The sequence below is a fragment of the Paenibacillus lautus NBRC 15380 genome (genome assembly GCF_004000945.1).
Taxonomy (GTDB): domain Bacteria; phylum Bacillota; class Bacilli; order Paenibacillales; family Paenibacillaceae; genus Paenibacillus_AQ; species Paenibacillus_AQ lautus.
Map to the genome: position 1 here is coordinate 267,432 of NZ_BIMF01000002.1, position 18,993 is coordinate 286,424.

Annotated in this window: 19 protein-coding genes; 2 read left to right on the forward strand and 17 right to left on the reverse strand. The window is 48.0% G+C overall.

The features are described 5' to 3' along the window. Positions 1–59: 59 nt before the first annotated feature. The 8 genes from PLA01S_RS04605 to PLA01S_RS04640 all read right to left on the reverse strand — a co-directional run bounded on the left by PLA01S_RS04605 (position 60) and on the right by PLA01S_RS04640 (position 9,797). A complete protein-coding gene (locus PLA01S_RS04605; protein WP_246059325.1) occupies positions 60–473 on the reverse strand; it encodes a hypothetical protein in 414 nt (137 codons plus the stop codon). A 216-nt stretch (positions 474–689) separates the two neighbouring features. Beyond that, positions 690–1,976 carry a Gfo/Idh/MocA family protein gene (locus PLA01S_RS04610; RefSeq protein ID WP_127590292.1) on the reverse strand — a complete coding sequence of 429 codons (1,287 nt, stop codon included), beginning with the start codon at positions 1,974–1,976 and terminating at the stop codon, positions 690–692. Positions 1,977–2,004: 28 nt separating this feature from the next. Further along, positions 2,005–2,892: a carbohydrate ABC transporter permease gene (locus PLA01S_RS04615; RefSeq protein WP_127590293.1), complete on the reverse strand. Its 888-nt coding sequence runs from the start codon at positions 2,890–2,892 to the stop codon at positions 2,005–2,007. A 20-nt stretch (positions 2,893–2,912) separates the two neighbouring features. Beyond that, positions 2,913–3,803, reverse strand: a complete 891-nt coding sequence (locus tag PLA01S_RS04620) for an ABC transporter permease (RefSeq protein WP_127590294.1) — start codon at positions 3,801–3,803, stop codon at positions 2,913–2,915. An 82-nt stretch (positions 3,804–3,885) separates the two neighbouring features. Continuing rightward, on the reverse strand, positions 3,886–5,610 hold the full coding sequence (locus PLA01S_RS04625; protein ID WP_127590295.1) for an extracellular solute-binding protein: 1,725 nt from the start codon (positions 5,608–5,610) through the stop codon (positions 3,886–3,888). A 120-nt stretch (positions 5,611–5,730) separates the two neighbouring features. Beyond that, on the reverse strand, positions 5,731–7,074 hold the full coding sequence (locus PLA01S_RS04630) for a response regulator (protein ID WP_127590296.1): 1,344 nt from the start codon (positions 7,072–7,074) through the stop codon (positions 5,731–5,733). Beyond that, entirely contained in the window at positions 7,059–8,822 is a 1,764-nt protein-coding gene (locus PLA01S_RS04635) for a histidine kinase (RefSeq protein WP_127590297.1), read from the reverse strand. Before PLA01S_RS04635 ends, PLA01S_RS04630 begins: the two co-directional genes overlap by 16 nt. A gap of 192 nt (positions 8,823–9,014) precedes the next feature. Then, positions 9,015–9,797, reverse strand: a complete 783-nt coding sequence (locus tag PLA01S_RS04640) for a phytanoyl-CoA dioxygenase family protein (RefSeq protein WP_127590298.1) — start codon at positions 9,795–9,797, stop codon at positions 9,015–9,017. A gap of 123 nt (positions 9,798–9,920) precedes the next feature. Between PLA01S_RS04640 and PLA01S_RS04645 the strand changes: the two genes are divergently transcribed. After that, positions 9,921–10,808, forward strand: coding sequence for an AraC family transcriptional regulator (locus PLA01S_RS04645; RefSeq protein WP_127590299.1), 888 nt, complete (start codon positions 9,921–9,923; stop codon positions 10,806–10,808). Positions 10,809–10,841: 33 nt separating this feature from the next. On the opposite strand, the gene PLA01S_RS31855 is transcribed toward PLA01S_RS04645, so the two are convergent. Next, positions 10,842–11,057: a hypothetical protein gene (locus PLA01S_RS31855; RefSeq protein ID WP_164817290.1), complete on the reverse strand. Its 216-nt coding sequence runs from the start codon at positions 11,055–11,057 to the stop codon at positions 10,842–10,844. A gap of 58 nt (positions 11,058–11,115) precedes the next feature. On the opposite strand from PLA01S_RS31855, the gene PLA01S_RS04650 reads away from it, so the two are divergent. Further along, the gene (locus tag PLA01S_RS04650; protein WP_127590300.1) at positions 11,116–11,601 is read left to right on the forward strand and encodes a hypothetical protein; all 486 of its coding nucleotides are present in this window, start codon (positions 11,116–11,118) and stop codon (positions 11,599–11,601) included. Between the two features lie 108 nt (positions 11,602–11,709). On the opposite strand, the gene PLA01S_RS04655 is transcribed toward PLA01S_RS04650, so the two are convergent. From PLA01S_RS04655 to PLA01S_RS04690, 8 genes are all read right to left on the reverse strand, one after another. Continuing rightward, entirely contained in the window at positions 11,710–12,159 is a 450-nt protein-coding gene (locus PLA01S_RS04655) for a DUF1569 domain-containing protein (protein ID WP_127590301.1), read from the reverse strand. Between the two features lie 96 nt (positions 12,160–12,255). Beyond that, complete coding sequence (locus PLA01S_RS04660) at positions 12,256–12,612, reverse strand: DUF4181 domain-containing protein (protein ID WP_307719750.1); 357 nt, start codon at positions 12,610–12,612, stop codon at positions 12,256–12,258. A 33-nt stretch (positions 12,613–12,645) separates the two neighbouring features. Beyond that, on the reverse strand, positions 12,646–13,056 hold the full coding sequence (locus PLA01S_RS04665; protein WP_246059326.1) for a hypothetical protein: 411 nt from the start codon (positions 13,054–13,056) through the stop codon (positions 12,646–12,648). Positions 13,057–13,318: 262 nt separating this feature from the next. Then, positions 13,319–13,975, reverse strand: a complete 657-nt coding sequence (locus PLA01S_RS04670; RefSeq protein ID WP_127590304.1) for an RNA ligase family protein — start codon at positions 13,973–13,975, stop codon at positions 13,319–13,321. 14 nt (positions 13,976–13,989) lie between these two features. Then, a complete protein-coding gene (locus PLA01S_RS04675; protein WP_127590305.1) occupies positions 13,990–14,949 on the reverse strand; it encodes an AAA family ATPase in 960 nt (319 codons plus the stop codon). A 216-nt stretch (positions 14,950–15,165) separates the two neighbouring features. Beyond that, positions 15,166–16,308, reverse strand: coding sequence for a GntR family transcriptional regulator (locus tag PLA01S_RS04680; RefSeq protein ID WP_246059327.1), 1,143 nt, complete (start codon positions 16,306–16,308; stop codon positions 15,166–15,168). A gap of 107 nt (positions 16,309–16,415) precedes the next feature. Then, the gene (locus PLA01S_RS04685; protein ID WP_127590307.1) at positions 16,416–18,008 is read right to left on the reverse strand and encodes an ABC transporter substrate-binding protein; all 1,593 of its coding nucleotides are present in this window, start codon (positions 18,006–18,008) and stop codon (positions 16,416–16,418) included. A 65-nt stretch (positions 18,009–18,073) separates the two neighbouring features. Next, positions 18,074–18,970 (reverse strand): carbohydrate ABC transporter permease, encoded by an 897-nt coding sequence (locus PLA01S_RS04690; RefSeq protein WP_100536813.1) that lies wholly within the window; start codon positions 18,968–18,970, stop codon positions 18,074–18,076. Between the last annotated feature and the right edge of the window lie 23 nt (positions 18,971–18,993).

Below are 18,993 nucleotides of genomic sequence, written 5' to 3' on the forward strand. Positions count from 1 at the left end.
CCGCAATCGCAAAAAAAACCACGATTCCGTGGTTTCCTGAGCTAATTATTAAGGTCTCGTCACGTAAAAGAAAACGCGGCTGCTTCCAGAGCGGACGTGTCCGCCAAGCCTACGGCCCCCGGCTCCAGCAAGTTAATCAATGTGCCTTGCGGAAAAAAGGCCTCGATGAAACCTTCCACTTTAGCGCCGACTGAAAATAAACGTTGGGTCCGATGCCAGTCCATCTGGCCAGCTTGCAGCTGTTCCATCCAAAGCTCTTCGAATGCCGCTTGACTGATCTCTGTATAATAGGGTTCCTCCGGATTAAGAGGGTGCTCCGCCAGCATGAAATGATAGGAATCATGCTTCCGGTTGGATGTAATGCAGCTGCCATCCTCATAAAGAACGATCTGCCTATAAGCCGTGCCGTTGTTGTCCATTTCAAAATACCAGGTTCCCATCCCCGGCTCCTGAATATCTTTTAGATATCTCATAATCGTCAACTCCTATCAGTTAAACCAAGCATTCAAAAAAATCGGTCAAATTCCGGCCGATCTATTTGTTCCTCTATCAAGCACTAGGTTTATTTTACCCTACCCAGCCACTTGGTGTTGTGCCTTAGAGCCTTGCATTGAGAGGTGTCTATTCCTTGTCGTTAAAATACAAAAACAAGCCCGATTGCAGCTGCAATCAGGCTTGCGTTCTATACATTATTTCCCGGGCATCGTGCTTACTTGCGTGCTGAACTGCTGCTCAAATTCCTTTATCGAGATGACATTTCCATCTACTCTCGACTGCTCAGCGGCAAACGCCATGAGATGACTTTGAACGGAACGGCTAGCCGAAGTAAGTCCTTGATGGTTTCCCCCTGTCTGCACCAGCCTCAGGAAATCCTTGATCAGACCCATATCACCGCCGCCGTGCCCGACATGCCCGCCCCTATCCTCAAATGTTATCCGCTCGATCTTGCCGCTGCCGAAATGAATGATCTCAATTTCGTTCTTCTCCATCGCTCCGCGGATTTCACCACGGGTTCCCATCAGCTTGATCGTGCGGCTGACATCTCGCGTAAACGCACTCATCGTAAATGCCGCCGTCACGGTATTGGCAAATTCCAGATTAACGACCTGATGGTCCACCACGTCATTATCGCAATGGTATACGCAGCGGCCATATGGTCCCTCCAGCAACGCCTTATAACGGGCATCATAACTCATATCATCACTGATCGCCGACGTTGGCCAATTCGTATCCTCTGTCAAATATAGATCAGGCGCATAATAGAGGCACTGGTCCGAGACCGGGCATCCGTCCAAACACCGTTTGGGTGCACCTTCCGGTGCTTGCGCAGCCGTAAAATGGCTCAACGAGCCGAAAGAGGATACCCGAAGGCAATCGGAATCGGCAAGCCAGAGCAAAATGTCGAGATCATGACAGGACTTGGCGAGAATCATCGGACTGGAATCCTCCTTACGACGCCAATTTCCACGCACAAAACTGTGCGCCTGATGCCAATAGCCCACATTCTCGTTATGCTGGATCGACATCAATTGGCCAATGGTCTCACGCTCCAACAGTTCCTTTAAAGTCGTGAAAAACGGCGTATACCGCAGCACGTGACAAATGGAAAACACCAGGCCGGCCTGCGAAGCCATCTCGCCCATCCGGATGCACTCTTCGGGATCCGGTGACATCGGCTTCTCCAGCAGCACATGGTAACCGGCCTCAAGCGCCCGGATTGTCGGCTCGAAATGCTGCTTATCCTGGGTGCATATCAATACCGCGTCCGCGAGTTTGGGCCCTGCAAAGAAATCATCCCAATTCTCGAAGCACGCCGCGTCTTCAAGACCATGCCTAGCTTGAAACTGTTCCCTCCGCTGCCGATTCGGTTCCGCAACGGCAACCACCTCCAGCTCATGGGGATGCAGCAGGGCATATTCCATATAATTGATGCCTCGCAGTCCTGCTCCGATGAGGGCAACCTTAACCTTATTCATCCGTTTCTTCTCCTTTTTATGCAAGCACTTATTCTTTGACGCTTCCGACCGTCATTCCTTTGACGAAATACTTCTGCAGGAACGGATACACAACCATGATCGGCAGCGCTCCCATGAATATTTGGGCAGTCCGGAGCGTTTTCTCGCTCAAATTCTCCATTGCTTTGATCTGTTCGATCGAAATCGAGGTCATTTGGGAATTGATTGACATAATGAGTGTAGACAAATAGGTTTGCAGCGGATATTTATCCGGTGAATTCAAGTACAGAATGCCGTCGAACCAAGCATTCCAGTGTCCCACGATGGTAAACAGGCCGATAGTCGCAATGGACGGCAGCGAAACCGGCAGGTAGATACGCCATAATATTCTCCAGTGTCCGGCACCGTCAATCGTTGCCGCCTCCTCCAGCTCCTTCGGAATCGTTCGGAAGAAGTTCAGCATCAGGACCATGTTCCATACATTGAGTGCCCCAGGCAGAATCAGAGCCCAAACGGAGTCAATCAAGCCGGTATTCTTCACGATCATGTAAGTGGGAATCAAACCCCCGCCGAAAAACATCGTAATGGCAAAAAACCACACGTACGGTGTTCGAAACTTAAATTGATGATTGGATTTCGATAAGGGATACGCGGTGATGAATACCAAAAACATATTCACTGCCGTCCCTAGCACGACCCGCGTTAGCGAAACTCGAAATGATCGAAAAAACTCGACCTTTTCGCCCAAGTACCGATAAGCATCCAGGTTAAAGCCGACAGGCCAGAGCCTCACTTCCCCCGCCATCGCCGCTGTATTCGAGCTTAACGAAATCGAGAGCAAATGAATGAACGGAATGATACCGAGCAAGGTGATTGCGGTTAGAACCAGCGTATTCACGATTACAAACAGCCTTCTGCTGATCGTTGGTTTGTGCATTTTCCTACCTCCACTCCAGCCTAAAAGATCCGATAATTGTTATATTTATAAGCTGCATAGTACGTCACAGCCACGAGAGCCAGCGAGATGACCGATTTAAAGAAGCCGACTGCGGCGGCAGGTCCGAATTGCTGACTGAACATTCCAAGCCTATAAACGAAGGTATCGATAATATCCGCTCCTTCATAAACCGTCGGGTTGTACATGATCAGAATTTGCTCGAAACCGGCGTTGAGAATTCCGCCAAGACTTAATACACCCAGCAGGATGAGAATCGGTGCCATGCCTGGGAGCGTGATATGAATCATCTGCTTCCATCTTCCCGCTCCGTCTACTTCAGCAGCTTCATACAGCGTGGCATGGATTCCTGTTATGGCAGCGAGCATAACAATCATGTTATAGCCCATCCCTTTCCATACGTCCGAACCGATGATGATCCCACGGAACCAGTGGTTATCCAGCATAAACATGATTGGTTCCATATCCAGTGCGCCCACCAAGCCGTTCACTGGACCATTCAAGGAGAACAATTCAATGATGACGCCGCCAAGCACCGTCCAGGACAGAAAGAACGGCAGGAAAATGGCGGATTGGATAAAACGCGAGAACCATCTTCGGGTGACTTCATTGAGAAGCAGTGCCAGGATCAGAGGCACCAGTAAAAACAAAATCATTTTAAATACGGAAATGACAATGGTGTTCCACAATACCTGCTTGAAATCGGGCAGTTCAAATACATAGCGAAAATTATCAAAGCCAACGAATTCCGAGTGAAAGAACCCGGCTAGCGGCTCAAATTGTTGAAAAGCCATGACAAGACCGGCCATAGGTCCATAAGCATAAATCAAAGTGACGATAACTCCAGGCAGCAACATCAAATGCAGCAGATATTCTTTTTTTAGCGTTCTCACAGATGAACCTCCCCGTCCATTTAAAACGGGAGGAATTTGCCAACTTCATCAAGGCTCATCCTCCCGCTCTATCATTCAAAGATTATTTGGCACTCTGCTGGCCGTACCAATCGTTGACCTCTTGCGTAATCTGATCGCCGCCAAGCGACTTCCAGCTCTGAACGAATTTATCGAATTCATCCAGCGAAGCCCCCATGACAATCTTGGTGAAGGTTTCCTGCATCAGTTTATCAAGCTGGGATCCCTTCTCCACCTGCGTTGCCGTGGGAAGGCCGTAGAATTCATTGTTCACGTAAGCCTGATTCTCTTTGATTTGCCGCGTCATTCCCCAGCCGCCGTCTTTCGCCGCCCGACTGAAATACTGACCCCAATTCACGCCTTTCGAGGCATCTGCGGTATTACCTGCAAGGTAATCCTTTGTTGCTTTGAAGACGTCCGCCACATTTTTGTAGTTCTCGTCATCCAGCGTAATTTCCGATTGGTTCGCGTCTAGCGCTTTGTTAACCTCCGTATAGATCGTATCGATTTGGGCCGGATTATAAATCCGCGGATTGAACCAATTGTATACATATCCTTTTTCCGCTTTATTCTGATCCATGTACTTCTTGTTGCCCATCTCGATGTAGAAGTTGATCATCTTAATGGCGGCTTCCGGATTCTTCATTTTTTTGTTCACGACCACGAGCTTATTGCTGCGAATCTTGGGTACCATCGACTTCCCGGGTCCATCCAGTCCAGGAATCTGAAGGGCAATCCATTCTGCCTTAGGATCTTTGTCGACATTGAGATTCAATGGCCAGTTCGGATACCACCATTCGCCGTAGGAAATACCAACCTTGCCTGCGGTAATATCTTCAACGGACTTGTTCTCGTCCTTCAAGGCAAATTCTTTATCCAGAATCCCCTCCTTGTACCAGGACTGCAGCTTGCCTAGCGCGGTCTTTACTTCCGGTTGAATGAGTCCAGGTATAAGCTTGCCGCTGTCGTCCTTGATCCAGGCAGACTGGTTGTCCCCGATGGACGGATAAGCACCAAACCCATTGAAGAAGCCCCTCAGGTCAAAGCCCCAGAAGAACAGATTCTTCTGCATCGCGATACCGTATGTGTCACTTTTACCGTTTTGGTCCGGATCCTGCTGCACAAAGGCCTTTGCAACCTGTTCCAGCTCATCCATGGTTTGCGGCGGCTGCAAATTCAGGTTGTCGAGCCAGTCCTTGCGGATCCAGAGCAGTTGGGTCGACAGGAACGGATCCTCAAATCCGGGAATCGCAAGCAGCTTTCCTTCCGACGTAAACGTCTTCATCGCAAAGCCGCCGTCAGACTCCATGTATTTTTTCAGTGCCGGCGAAGCGTAGTCGTTGTAAGCTTGGGTTAGATCGGCAAGCATACCCTGCTTCTTCAGCTTCTCGAAGTTCTTCTGGTCCAGTTCCATAATATCCGGCAGGTCCGCCGAAGCCATGGCTAATGAAAACTTCTGTTCGAACTGGCTGGAAGGCACCGTCCATTTGTACTGAACCTCAATGTTCAGCATGTCTTTGAGATCTTTGAAGTAAGCATTCTGTTCAGGTGTAATCCCTTGAGGCGTCCGCGGGTCTTCCGGCGGATTGTAGCCGAGCACTTGCGTGACCGTTACCGTTTCAGGATATTTGCCGAGAGGGTCGGGCGGTGCAGTATTGGTTTTTGCATCCTCGGTAGTGGTTTTGGCCGGCGTCCCCTCAGATTCTTTTACCTGATTCGAACATGCAGCCATTACCGAAAGCGTCATCGTGCTAATCAACATCATCTTCGCTAGCTTGATCCATCTCATGATTGCTTTCCCCCTTTATCTGACGTAATCTGGATATCTGTGTTGCTTAGGTATCATTATAGTTTTTAATGGAAAGCGCTATCAATTTTAAGATTTTTACTTCACTTTCACTTTTTTTACTTATTGGGAATTTCGGTATTCCTGAGGGGAAACACCCATCTTTTTCTTAAAAAATGTCGTGAAATAGGAAGGAGATTCGAATCCGAGCCGCGTGGCAATCTCCTGCAACTTCATATTCGTATGCTGCATCAGGTGAAGCGCCCCCTCCAGCTTCTTCGCCTGGATATACTCCAGCAGGTTGTGCCCTGTCAGCTGCTTGTAGTAGCGCGAAAGATAAGATGGGTTAAAATGGACTTCCTCCGCGATGGCAGTCAAGGAGACATCCCCGGATAAATGCTCCAAGATATATTTATGGATCCGGTCGATCACGTCGAATTTCATATCATCCTGCTTGAACCGGTCATAATCTTGGTTCGTATCCTCAAGCTCTTTAGCCTTTTCAATGTCCACAATGACCATATTTTGACCAAGCGAAGCCCTGCTCTGCAGCATGGATCGTAAAACATCAAGCTGCTGTCCCGAGGTATCCCATTTATGAAGCAGATTGCCCGAAATTCCGAAAGAAACATGAACACCGAGCAGTTCTTCGCATTCATTTTGGACCAGCTCCAGGATGCCTCTCATATAGGACATAACCCCGTGCCAATGAAGCTCACTCTCCGGCTCATCACCGCGAAAACGTCCCCGAAGCTCCGCATCCGGCTGCAGCAGCCATACCTGTAAGGCATCATCCAGAACAGCATGCTCACATGCAAATGAGGCAGGCAAATCGTTGATAAACGTCATCTGAACAGCTTGCGCCACATCCTTGGTTTTTGACTCCGCCGCTCCATTGATCCTTCCGATGATAAAGAATGCCGGCTGATCTACATCGATGCGGAACTCCACCTCTTCATAGCGGGGCTCGGACAGCAGGGAATGGACGGCTTCTCCTTTCAATACCTGTCGTATCAGCTCCCGTTTCAGCAAAGGCTCGGCGATTTGAAAATGCACCTTTGCCTTTTCCGCCTGAATTCTGCGACGGTTTTCCTCATCAAGCTTAGATGAAGCCTCTTGGACAGCTTGAAAAATCGGATCGATTCCTTCGGTTTTCAGGATGTAGTTATCCACGTTTTTGCGCAGTGCTTCATGCACATAATCAAATTCACTGTAACCGGTCAGGAAAATAATTCGGCAATGCGGCCAATAGTATGTAATTTCATCAATCAGTTGAAGCCCGTTCTTATGGGGCATTCGTATATCGCTGACCAGGATGTCCAGCTTCACTCTCATGGCAATCTCCAGCGCTTCCTTGGCGGAATAAGCTTTGCATACATCCAGTTCCAATTGTGCATGCTCCTGAAAAAGCTGAACCAAGCCGTTAACGATGACAGGCTCGTCGTCCACGATCAACAGTCTGTACATGATGATGCCTCCTCTATCCCATCGATGATAATGATCAGATCCACCTTCAAGCCGCCATAGTCGCTGCGCGAGATGAACAATCCGCTTCCGGGTCCATATTTGAGCTGAAGCCGGTTGTTCACGTTGATCAAACCTGTTTTTTCAATATGCTTCGAATCCATGGCAAGCTTGTCCCGCAAACACTGCAGCATCTCATTCGTTAACAGCTTCCCGTTATCCTGTACCGTGACACGCAATTTGCCTTCCCGGTAATCGCTGCTGATGTACACTTCCCCCTCCTCCATGCCGTCTTCGAACGCGTGTTCAAACGCATTTTCTACGATAGGCTGTATGATGAGTCTCGGAACAGTTATGAACGGCGGGATGTCCGAAATTTCCTTATGCTCGTATGTGATCCGGTTCGAGAAGCGGATGCCTTGAATGTCGCAGTAATCCAGCGCATGCTTATATTCCGTATAGAAAGGAACCTCGTCGGAGCCGCTTCTCGTGATGTATTGATAGTAGCTTCCGAGCTTTTGCGAGAGTTCCGCCGCACTGTCCGAGTCTCCAACCTTGCACATCATATAAATATTGAAAAAGCTGTTATATAGAAAATGTGGATTGATCTGGGACTGCAGCTGCTTCAGCTGCGAGTGCTGCAGTGCTATTTTTTGCTCATAGTTTTCCTCAATCGAATGTTTGAGCTTAAACGCCATCCTGTTGAACCCGTTAAATACGTAATGAAACTCGTCTTTGCTTCTGGACTCGATCATGATGTTCAAATTATCGGTTTCGATCATATGAAAGGCTTTGACAAGCTTGGACAGAGGCCGGTGGATCATCAGATTGACCGAGAATGAATAGAGCACCATGACGGTTACCGCCAGAATAAACAACGTATAAAACCATGTAATGAATTGGCTTAAAGGCCGCGTGATTTCATTTTGGTTCACATACATAACCAGGGACAGATGCAGCGCGCTAACTTCATTCTGGTTGATAAAATAGTCTACGCCTTCCAGTTCCCCCGTCGCCGGCACACTTTGCTCCGGGCTGGGATTGTCCAAGATATGGCTCAAAATCTCGGATGACTCATCGGCCCGAGGAGCCGTCGTTAATATGGTCCCCCCTTCTTTGCTCCCGAGTAATACTTCGGATTCCGGATACAGCTTGGCGATTTCGCTTAAAGCCCCCAGCAGCTTAGTTCGTGAAATTTCGATATAGGACCAGATGCCGCCGTTGTTTTCGGTTTCAATCAGGAAAATCCGCTCACCGCTGCGATAAAAAGAAGGCTTGGGCATCACCGCCATCATGGAAGATATCCGTTCCATTTCCTTATTAGGCGTATTGGTCACGCCTGTTGTGGTCGAGATCGTTTTCCCGATATCCTTCACGTAAACGCCGGCGCTAACGATGTACTCGCTGGAGACCATAAGGGTTGCAAGCCGATCCCTGACCTGATCGATGAGCTCCACCTCTTCATAATTCTCAAGCATGCTGCCTCGAAAGCTCAGCTTCTGCAGATCCTTGTCATTTAACAGCTGCAGCTGTAAATTCCGGATAAAATACATCTCTTTATCCAGCTGCTTGGAATAGAAAGATGCTCCTGCTGTCGCGGAGTTCAAGAGAGACTCCTTCGTCACGGACATCCCCTTATAATTCAACCAAATATTCATAGAGATGAGAGGAAGTAATAATAGAATAAAAACGATGACGATTTTCTGATACACAAACCATTTTGATGCTTTGCCCGGAGCTTGAAGTTTCATGCTTTCCCCCCATTTGGTATCAACCGATCTATTATCATCTAGTATAGGGGGGCCGGCTGACATTACAACGAATTATTTTTACATATTTGTTGTGAACCATGACAGGCATGGATTCCAGGCATAGAAAAAAGCCCCGCAAGGGGCTTTTAAGCTAGTTTAGAATTCAGTATAGGGATCGGTACTATGGTGTGGTCATTTCGCACGGATGATTTCATATTTTGGCTTCACGTTGTTGAAATCCGGATTGCTTCCGCTTACCATTAAGCCCATTCCCCAATCGAAGTGAACATCCGCCGTAGGCACGTCCGCAGCGTCACGATACTGGAACAGGATGTTTCTCCGGGTTCGCTCGCTCCGGTTCACGTCCGAGCCATGAATGGTCAGGTAATTAAAGAAGAGTACATCGCCCGCCTTGGCCGGGCATGGAGTTCCAGAAGATAACGGATACTCCTTGTGGTTCAAATAGTAAGCGCCGATATGCGGCAGAACGCCTTGTTTATGGGATCCCGGGACGACGCATAGGCAGCCGTTCTCCATATCGGCATCATCGAGATGAATGCTGGCGGCTAACATGGTGTGATCGCGATGAGGGAAATACGGATAATCTTGATGCATGGGAAAAGCGGCCCCGTTAGCAGGAGGCTTAACCAGCATTTTCGAGTGATGCAGCTGCACGTTGGGTCCGATGATTCGGTTCAACGCTTCTGTCATTCGAGGATGGATCGCGGCTCGCATAAAAGCGGCATCATGGTAGTGCACGTCGTGAAAGCCTTTCAGAACCAGCTTCTTAAGCTGCTCAGGCGGCAGGAAGTCGCCTTGCCATGCATGGTTTTGATCCGATTTGGCGCGTGCCGCCCTCTGGATAATCCCTTCAACTGCCGCTCTCATATCCTCTACTTCCTGTTGATTATAAACGCCTCGGACCAGCAGGTACCCATTGTCTTTGTAAAATTGCACATCCTTTTCGTCCATCATCACCATGCACCCTCTCAATATGTTATGGTTTATCTAAGTTCATTATAGTAAGGGCGAGCGAAATCGTATTTGCACGGGAATGACGACGTTTTGCAAAATTACGCCAAAGGAGCTGCAAATGCCTTGTACCATTGGAGCAAAAGCGAGGAACGCCTTAATCGTTATGCTGGACGGCTTGAAGGCGAAAGCCTCTCGTTCCTTGTCCATTATTGGGGGAGCGTCCAGCATTTGACGGCCAATTCCATACATCGGCATTCATTCTATGAGATTTGTTATGTGGACGGCGGAACCGGCATATATACGGACGGCGATCAGATGTATCCCTTATATGAAGGGGTAGCCTTCTGTACAATCCCAGGCCGGTTGCATCAGATCAAAGACGTAGACGGTCTGAATCTGTTATTCGTCGCGTTTGAACCAATGGAGAGACCGTCTGCCCAAGAAGTAACGGTGAAATACATCGAGGCTCTTCAGCGATGTGCCGTTTGGACCGAGCACGCCAGCGATTCGCCTGCCATTCAAATATGGAAATCCATGCTGCTGCGCTCGGAATCCGACACATCGCTGCCTGTATCGCTTTTGCCGAAGCTAGCACATGTACTCCTGCAATCCTTTCCTGGCCTGTTCGGGGCTTCCGGCAGTTTCGAAAGCGCTCCGCTCTTATCATCCGCGTTACAACTCATTCAAAAGGCAAAGTTGTACATAAGAGACAACCTCGGCGGGCCTGTGTCACTACCCGAAGTGGCGGCTTACCTGAATGTGTCCGAGCGGCAATTATCCCGATTGTTTGCGGAGAGTATTCATGAATCCTTTTCCTCCATGGTTCGCACCGAACGAATCCGGGCAGCCGAGCTAATGCTCCAGCATACCCGTGATCCCATCAAGGTGATTGCAGAGCGAACCGGGTTCTCATCCGTTCATTACTTCACAAGGCTGTTCACCAAGTTCAAAGGTATTTCCCCTGCCGCTTATCGAGCGAAATGGGCCTTAGAGGCGGATCATCAGGAATGATCTCTCGGACCAATGTTACCGCTCATAGATATTTCATACGGGAACCGTTATGCCAAGCCTGTCCATCACCGCTTTGAAGTTCGGGTGTACCTTGTATTCGTCAAATCGTTCATCCGGATACCATACGAGATCGGAGATCGACGCTGTAATATTGAAATCATATTGCATATCTAAATCGTCCGTCGCGAATTCGCTTGCGGATTGTAAAGATGACTGGTCGTACAATTTGATCGAAACGATACAAGGCATGAAACCGATAGGTACAATGGTTCAATGTGCTTAAGGAAAAATAGATAAGGAGATTCACATGACAGGAACCTTAACTTTAATCCGTTATAACGGAACCGAAAAACACGCTTTGGCCGAATCCAATGCCTACGCAACCCGCAGCCAAGTCAATGAACGGCCGCAAATCATGCTGTGGTTCGAGACGGAGACGGAACCCGAGCCGCTCCAGTGTTTACCGGATTCGGATGAATTGCTGAACAATCCGGACGCGGAGCTTACGATTTATCTGGATACGTTAAAATTAGATGAGTTTGCACCGCTGGAATTTACGATTACCCAGGGTTATAACGAGAACTCCAGAAGCCTGGATGCAAGGCTGTATTATTTTGAGCACCAGGAGGTGAATGATAACCGGGGACGCATCGAGTATAGAGGGAATGGCGTATTTTACGTATATTGGACTGGATCAACGATGGACGTCAACTATTATGACGGCAGTAAGCCGAATACCCGGCTGGAGCTGGAAGGCGAGTTTACGATGGAGAAATACGAGGATTGGATTTAAAGAAAAATACATAATCTGCAGTAGAACCCTCTGACCTGTAGAGCCAACGTTCATGGTGTGCTGACTCTACGGGGTTCTTCATCACTACTGCATGGTTTTTTTTGAGCCTTATACGCCGAACTGTTTTAAATGATGATCCAAATGTTTGTATAATCCTTTCCCCCATTGCTCCGGGGTCATTTTGCCGAAGAATGAATGGGGATGCGTGGTACATCCCTCAGGTCCGTTCTTTTGGAATGCTATAATTTTTTCTTTCAATTGTTCTCTTTCCGTTTCAAACTCTCTTGGATCCGCAATCAAAATGTCCGGAATGGTAGACATATTGCGGGGTAACGGTTTTTCATTATAAAAAACAGGCTTCGCGAATTTTCCTACCAATATACCTAACCAACCTCTTGGAGGATTCGTAATGCCCATGGCTATGTCTTGGAACGCGGAGCAGTGAGACAGCATTTGGGCAACATCCATTTTTCCCCATAACGGCTGTGCTTGAGAGCTTAATGTGTCGATTCGGTTTAATATTCGGGTCATATCCAAATGATTGTACATATTATTCATGATTGCCTCTCCCCATAATGAATTTCATGTCTAAACACCTGATTACATTATAGCTGACCCATCTTCGGGACATTTCTTCTTGATTGCTTTCTTGTTTTAATATTTTAATAGGAGAATTAATATCATCAAACCTGTGAAGCAAAGTGAAGCTGCAGCCAATAGGATTGAAACTTGATGGCGCCTGGTTTCGCGTATGTATTTCCACTCCATATATCCGCGAAAGCAGAAAATGCCGGATAATAAGAATGGCAATATGGGATAGGGTCTGCTCCTATCCATAGTCCATACAAGGATGAGTATCGGAAGTAATAAAGCCCATGAGCCCAGAAGATACCATTTATACACCGGCGTGTCACGCATTTCTTCCTCGCCTACATCAATGATCTTGCTCAGGACCCATGGACCGACACAAATAACAAGGATAATAAATGAGTATAACCCCTCCATTATCATCCTCCTTTAAGTGGAATAAAATGTAAGTCCTTTCTACATCCATCTCATAAAATATCCCTCTGACACCTTTACCTGTTTTTCTTTTGCCCATGTTTCCAATTGCCTGATCCCTTCCACCTGCTCCTCCTCGAACGTAAAACATAACCTTAGAGGTACAATTGCACGCCCTTTCGGCTTGATCCCTATCACCGGTTTGCTGTCATGGTTGATCAGTAAACATTTCACAGCTTCAGCGTTAATTACTGTCCCGTTTATGACGATTCCTTCTTGAGCCAATTCCATCACACTTGGCTTCTTCACGTAGGTTCTATATACGGAGATGATGAATACGGCGGAACAAAAAACTGACCATATGATACAGAAATAATAAAAGACATCCCTTTCCCCGTGGTGTCTCATGATATTACCAAGAAGAATAGCGATTAAAATCAACATCGAAATCATCAATCTGACCCCTGACGGAGCAGAAACTCGAAACATCCTCTTCTTATTCATCTTATCTCCTATCATGAAATAATGATCGTTCTGTTGTTCATCCTTATGTATAGGTTCATTATACTTGAACTAACAAAATGTGGTAACCGTATGTACAAAAAAACAATAAAAAAAGCCCCGATATAAGCGGCAGCTTATGTCTATGTATTCACATCATCTCATATAAAAAGCAATCAGGAATTACATGATCAACACCTCATTCTCTAAAAATTTATTCAATCTTACTGTTGTATTCCCCAGCAGCCAAACGATTCGGTTCGATCGGTTTGCTTAGCCAATGCTCATCGGTTTGTACGTGATTCTTGCGCACGAACTTGGCAACGCTGCGTTTAAAATCGTCATAAGCGAATGAGGAAGCCAGCCGAACCACATAACCTTCCTGTTCCCCTCCACAGTTTGACTGCTTCGTATAACATGCTTTGGTAGCACCCTCGTCCCAGACTCCCCGGTACAAGACAGGAACTGATACAAGCCCCAGACGTTCCGCCCAAGCCTCCGTCTCATCCCACGACAAGCATACATTATCCTCATTCCACACCGAAAACAGCATGTAATAGGCAGGCAGCGCCCCATACGAGAGCGAATGCTTGGCATATACGTTTTCCCCGCAAAGACGATAACCTTCCGGAATCAAATACTTGATGCCACCATGCAGTGTCTTCACATAATGACGGGAAGGATGATCCTTGCTGTCCAGGGACCTGGCGTGGATGAAATCGGTGTACATCGTGGTGTTCTCTCCGTCCATTTTCTCGGTAATGACAACTTCCTGCCCCGTAAAATGGTCGGTATCCCGTAAAATCTTATCGTCATCCGTATAACCTCTGGACCATGGCAAATGCATCGTTTTGGGATACTTCATTTTCATCGTTGTTCACCCCCTTATTTGCCGTAGGTATCGGCTTCCGCGAAGAAATACAGCTCAGCCAGCACATCTTCGCCTAACAAATGATAGATTTTGGATGCCCCGGCATCCCCTCCATGCAAAATTTCCATATGAAAGCTCACTAGTTGAACGACGTGCTGAATAAATGCATGTTCATAACCGAGATCCTTCAATGTATGGCAGGTTATGCTTGCCGATACATGCTCGTGCCCATAATAGGAATAGTACCCTCTTGCCTGCTTCCATACTTTGCAGAACGGCTTGCCCGCGTCATGGAACAGCGCAGCTATTTGCATAGCCAGCAGATGCTCGCCTTCATAGAAAGCATTAATATATTCCAGCACGGCAAACGTGTGCTCCGACAACGTCTTGGAATGATGCGGATTCTCCTGATCATATCCCAGCATCACGTTGAAATAAGGAGTTTGGGACAAGTAGCCGAATAACTCATCATGACCCGGTTTGCGTGTTAGCAGCACTTCCAGTTCTTCTCTTGTAAGCTGAGTTTCGCCCTGCTCGTGAACGAGATGCAAATCACTGAATCCTTCTCCGATGACAGGAAATTCAAGATTCTTGGCATATTTCGTCATGATCTTCTCATCGAGCCGGCGTTTTCGTCGTTTAACTCTTTCCAGAGCCACTTCATAAGGGGCTGTGCAAATATGGCATTCCACCGATCTATCGCCAAATCGCTTCAGGAACTTCTGTCTCCGCTCCCGGCTGACATTTGTAGCGTCGAATACGGCGTTTCGACCGTACATCAGTACCTGTTCGATTTCGGCGAAAGCCTCGTCAAATACCAAATACGTATTTTTCTGTTTGGATTCGCTGCCAAACAACCTTTCGCGTATCGCGTCCGTCACAACCAGCACGGCCCGCTCGCTTTTGCACAATTGTTTGGCATAATAGCTTTTTCCGCTGCCCGGTATCCCGACCAGCATATGAATCGTACACATGTTGTTCACCTCCTTTCATGTCTTGGTTCGCTTGGTGTCATGTTTCGCTTATCGGACTCCTTACCTCTAAATAATGTACCATCCATGCAGAGTGTTTGAGTAAGTAGAGAATTTTTATATTCAACTTTTACATGCCTATAAAAAGGCTGATTGCGCGCAGGTAAAGAGTCTACCCGGCAATCAGCCTTCATATCAAATCTACTCTTCATATCAAATCTACTCTGTGACTTTCCCTTTTGGAGCTGGAGCGGTTGTATCACGCTCTACCAGCTTGACGGGGATCAATGTCCGATCCGGTGTCTGTTTCCCTCTCTCCAGCCAGTTTACAACATGTTCGGCCGCTTGGCGTCCAATCTCGTAAAAATTCTGCTCAACGGTAGTCAGCGGGATCATGACATGCTCTGTGACAGGGTTATTATCAAAGCCTATGATCGATATATCCTCCGGAATGCGGATCCCTCGTTCCAAACAGCGGTTCAGCAAGTTGGCGGCGATCAGATCATTCTCCGTCTGAACAGCCGTTACCCCTTCCGCCTGATAAGAGTCCAGCAGCTCATTATAAAATTGCTCAAAGCCAACCTTCTCCCGATAATCCTTCATATTCAACCTGATATAACGGCTATCGACGGGAAGCCCGTGGTCCTTCAGCGCTTGGCAGTATCCGAAATAGCGGTTGCGCACCGATGAGGTTGATTCAATACTGACCGCTGTCAGAAACGCAATCTTTCGATGACCGAGCTCAATTAGCCTGGATACGGCTTGATAGGAACCGCCCAAATTGTCGGAAACCACCGCCCCTAACGGCAGGCTGTCAAAATATTTATCGATGGTCACGATCGGATAATCCTCAAGGCAAAGTCGATGCAAAATGTCATAGTTCGTCTGATCGTTCCGCGGATACAATATGATGGCCGCAATGCCCTTTCGGGTCAGCATTTCCAGCAGATCGCGTTCTTTCTGGGAATCGTAATCGCTTTGGTGAATGCTCAAATAGTAGCCGTTCGCGTTGAGCCAGTCCGAAGCTCCGCGAATATATCCCATCGTACCGCGGTCGTCTTCGGAAGGCAGGATAAGCGATATCATTTTTTCCGTTCCAACCGCCCGCTTCTCCTGTCCACGTTGCCGGGGTTTAACAAAGCTGCCGCTTCCCTTGATGCGGTAGATAAACCCGTCCCGCTCCAGTTCCTCTAGCGCTCTTCTTGTTGTAATACGGCTCACGCCGAAGGCGGAGCTCAGCTCGGCCTCCGTTGGAAGCTGGGCTTCAGGAGGATAGTGGCCTGATGAAATTTGCGATTTCAACTCGTCCATCATCACGCGGTACAGCGGTGGTTTATTGTCTTTGGTCAACTTGGTTCTCATCCCATCTTTATCTATTTTCCAGTGTTAATCTTGTCGTACTAAAATTATAGCGTTTGCATCATTGGCATGTAAACCGCTCCTATCGTCCGTTCTTTGAGCCATTTCGGTTACTTTACATTCGAATAACGTTCATACTGCGCCCGTTTGATATCCAGGTAGCTCTGGGCTCCCATTTTATCCAGGGTCTTGACGTAGTTATCCCAGTCCGTGTCCAAGCTGGCTTTCCCCGTCACAAACTTCACCCGCATCTCCTCAATGTATTTATTAATGTCGGTCAGGATCGCGCTCGTTTGATTGGCTTCGTCATCCGTTGGAACAAAATCCGGCCAAAGCTCTTTAGGCGCCAGCTGATCCAGTTCAGCCGGATCCGCCTTGATCTCGTCGGCTACCGTCGTCCCGCGCGCCGCCATCCGCAAATCGTCGTCAGGCTCAACATACGGATAATAAGCACCATACACATTATCGACATATTGGAAAGCACCCAACTGCACGCCGCCCTTGTAGTTTAAAATCTCGTCTTTGTATTTCGGTTTGCCGTCAACCAATTCGTAGGTCTCACCCTCAAGTCCAACGGTGGCGAAGTTAATCCCTTCCTCCCCATAGAAATAATCGATCCACTTGATGGTTTCAACCGGATATTTGTTTTTGTTAGTGATGACAAATCCAAAGATTCCTTTCGCCGGCGGTCCCAGCACCCCTGCGACTTTATCCCCATTAGGCCCCTCGAGGGCATGAATGCCCACATAGTTCTCCGCCGCATCCTTACCGATATATCCCGGCCCTTCCCATACAAACGAACCGATCAGATTATTGGAACCGTCCGTAGACCACTTCGCATAATCGTAGCCCGTCGTGAAATTCTGCTGGGCCAGCGACCCGTCCTTATACAGATCGCTCATGTAGCGGAGCAGCTCTCTGTACTTCGGATCATTAAACGTCGTCTTGACCTGTCCGTCCGCATCCTTATATAGATATTGGCCGAATGCCTTGGCACCGCCTTCCCCCATACCAAAGCTGCCGGCCAGGAAGCTCTCCAGGAAAGTCCAATAGGAAGACTCGAGCACCCAGCCCAGACGCGAGCTGTCCTTCTCCCGCACCTTTTTCAGCGCCTGGCGAAACTCCTCGGTCGTCTTCGGAACCTCAAGTCCCGCTTCATCGAGCCAACCCTTGTGGATATACAAACGAACGGAATTAAACGCTTTCGAGAAATCAACGTAAGGCAGGGCATAAATATGTCCGTCCGACATCGTGATTGCTCCCCTGATGTCCGGATTGTCCTTCAGCAGCTTGTTCAAATTTGGCGCATGCTGCTCAATCAGGTCTTCAAGCGGAACAAACAAACCCTGTTTGCCGTATTTCATCAGCTCGTCGGTGCCAAAGGCAATGCGATAGAATGCATCCGGCAGGTCGTTGGAGCCGAGCATGACATTTTTCCTTTCGGTCACGGCGGAGCCCGCCAGCTCCTCAAATTCGACTTGAATGCCGGACATTTCTTCGTATTTTTGCCACATCCATAATTGATCGGCCGGAGGATGCACATCGGTATACCCGCGCTTAACGATCCTTAACTTGATGCTGCCGGGATCTCCGTCTGTTCCGGCTGGTTCCGGCTCTGCCTTTCCTCCCGAACCGCTGCAAGCGGAAAGCGCCAACGAGAACGTCATCGTTAAGGCAAGCAGAAGCTTCATTCCTTTTCTCATTTCCGTATCCCCTCTTTCCATGAGTTATGAGTTCCAAGCGGTAATGACCGCTCCCTTGATCGGCTTTACCCTTTGATAGCTCCCACCATGATGCCTTTCTCAAAGAAACGCGACAGCAGCGGATACAGCAGGAGCAGCGGCAGCGCGGATAATACGACGATCGCATATTTCAGGCCTTCCTTGACCATCATCTGATCCGCATATTCGGCACCGACCGATATTCCGGCCATTTCCTTGAAGTCGTTCTGAACCAGTATTTCTCTTAAAATCAGCTGCAGCGGAAATTTATTTCGATCCGTCAAATAAATCATGGCGTCAAAATAAGAGTTCCAGTGGCCGACCCCGTAGAACAGGATCATGACAGCAATGATGGGCATAGACAAAGGCAGGACGATTCGGTACAGCATATGAAAATCGTTGCAGCCATCGACATAGGCGCTCTCTTCAAGTTCCACCGGAATCCGGGTCTGGAAGTAGGTTCGCATGATAATCATGTTGTAGGCGCTGATCGCACCAGGGAGCACCAAGGCCCACATCGTATTCAGCAAACCAAGCTCCTTGTTTACCAAATAAAGAGGGATCAACCCACCGCCGAAAAACATTGTAAAAGCAAACAGAAGCGTAAACAGTCCCTTGCCGTAAAAGCGCTTTCTGGACAGCGGATAAGCGCCAAATACCGTCATCATAATATTGATCGCAGTCCCTATGAATGCGTAGAGGAGTGTATTGGCATACCCTCTCCAGATCTCGCTGTTCTCGAACACTTTGGCGTAGCTGTCCAGGTTGAAACCTGCCGGGAACAGCAGCAGCGGCTTGTCCCATATTTGGCGCGGATCGGAAAATGAAGCAAACAAGACAAAGAGAAGCGGGTACAAAATAATGATGATCACGAGGACGGACAGCACTAAAATGATGATATCGGCCAGCTTTTCTCCAGGCGTTCGTTTGACGTTCAGCAGCACAGCTTACATTCCCTCCTTAATCC

Coding starts and splice junctions, on each gene's coding strand:
- PLA01S_RS31855 (WP_164817290.1), bottom strand. CDS start 11,057: ATGCCTTGTATCGTTTCGATCAAATTGTACGACCAGTCATCTTTACAA.
- PLA01S_RS04610 (WP_127590292.1), bottom strand. CDS start 1,976: ATGAATAAGGTTAAGGTTGCCCTCATCGGAGCAGGACTGCGAGGCATC.
- PLA01S_RS04655 (WP_127590301.1), bottom strand. CDS start 12,159: ATGAATAATATGTACAATCATTTGGATATGACCCGAATATTAAACCGA.
- PLA01S_RS04665 (WP_246059326.1), bottom strand. CDS start 13,056: ATGATTTCGATGTTGATTTTAATCGCTATTCTTCTTGGTAATATCATG.
- PLA01S_RS04660 (WP_307719750.1), bottom strand. CDS start 12,612: ATGATAATGGAGGGGTTATACTCATTTATTATCCTTGTTATTTGTGTC.
- PLA01S_RS04625 (WP_127590295.1), bottom strand. CDS start 5,610: ATGAGATGGATCAAGCTAGCGAAGATGATGTTGATTAGCACGATGACG.
- PLA01S_RS04630 (WP_127590296.1), bottom strand. CDS start 7,074: ATGTACAGACTGTTGATCGTGGACGACGAGCCTGTCATCGTTAACGGC.
- PLA01S_RS04680 (WP_246059327.1), bottom strand. CDS start 16,308: ATGAGAACCAAGTTGACCAAAGACAATAAACCACCGCTGTACCGCGTG.
- PLA01S_RS04650 (WP_127590300.1), top strand. CDS start 11,116: ATGACAGGAACCTTAACTTTAATCCGTTATAACGGAACCGAAAAACAC.
- PLA01S_RS04635 (WP_127590297.1), bottom strand. CDS start 8,822: ATGAAACTTCAAGCTCCGGGCAAAGCATCAAAATGGTTTGTGTATCAG.
- PLA01S_RS04605 (WP_246059325.1), bottom strand. CDS start 473: ATGAGATATCTAAAAGATATTCAGGAGCCGGGGATGGGAACCTGGTAT.
- PLA01S_RS04670 (WP_127590304.1), bottom strand. CDS start 13,975: ATGAAAATGAAGTATCCCAAAACGATGCATTTGCCATGGTCCAGAGGT.
- PLA01S_RS04615 (WP_127590293.1), bottom strand. CDS start 2,892: ATGCACAAACCAACGATCAGCAGAAGGCTGTTTGTAATCGTGAATACG.
- PLA01S_RS04640 (WP_127590298.1), bottom strand. CDS start 9,797: ATGATGGACGAAAAGGATGTGCAATTTTACAAAGACAATGGGTACCTG.
- PLA01S_RS04675 (WP_127590305.1), bottom strand. CDS start 14,949: ATGTGTACGATTCATATGCTGGTCGGGATACCGGGCAGCGGAAAAAGC.
- PLA01S_RS04685 (WP_127590307.1), bottom strand. CDS start 18,008: ATGAGAAAAGGAATGAAGCTTCTGCTTGCCTTAACGATGACGTTCTCG.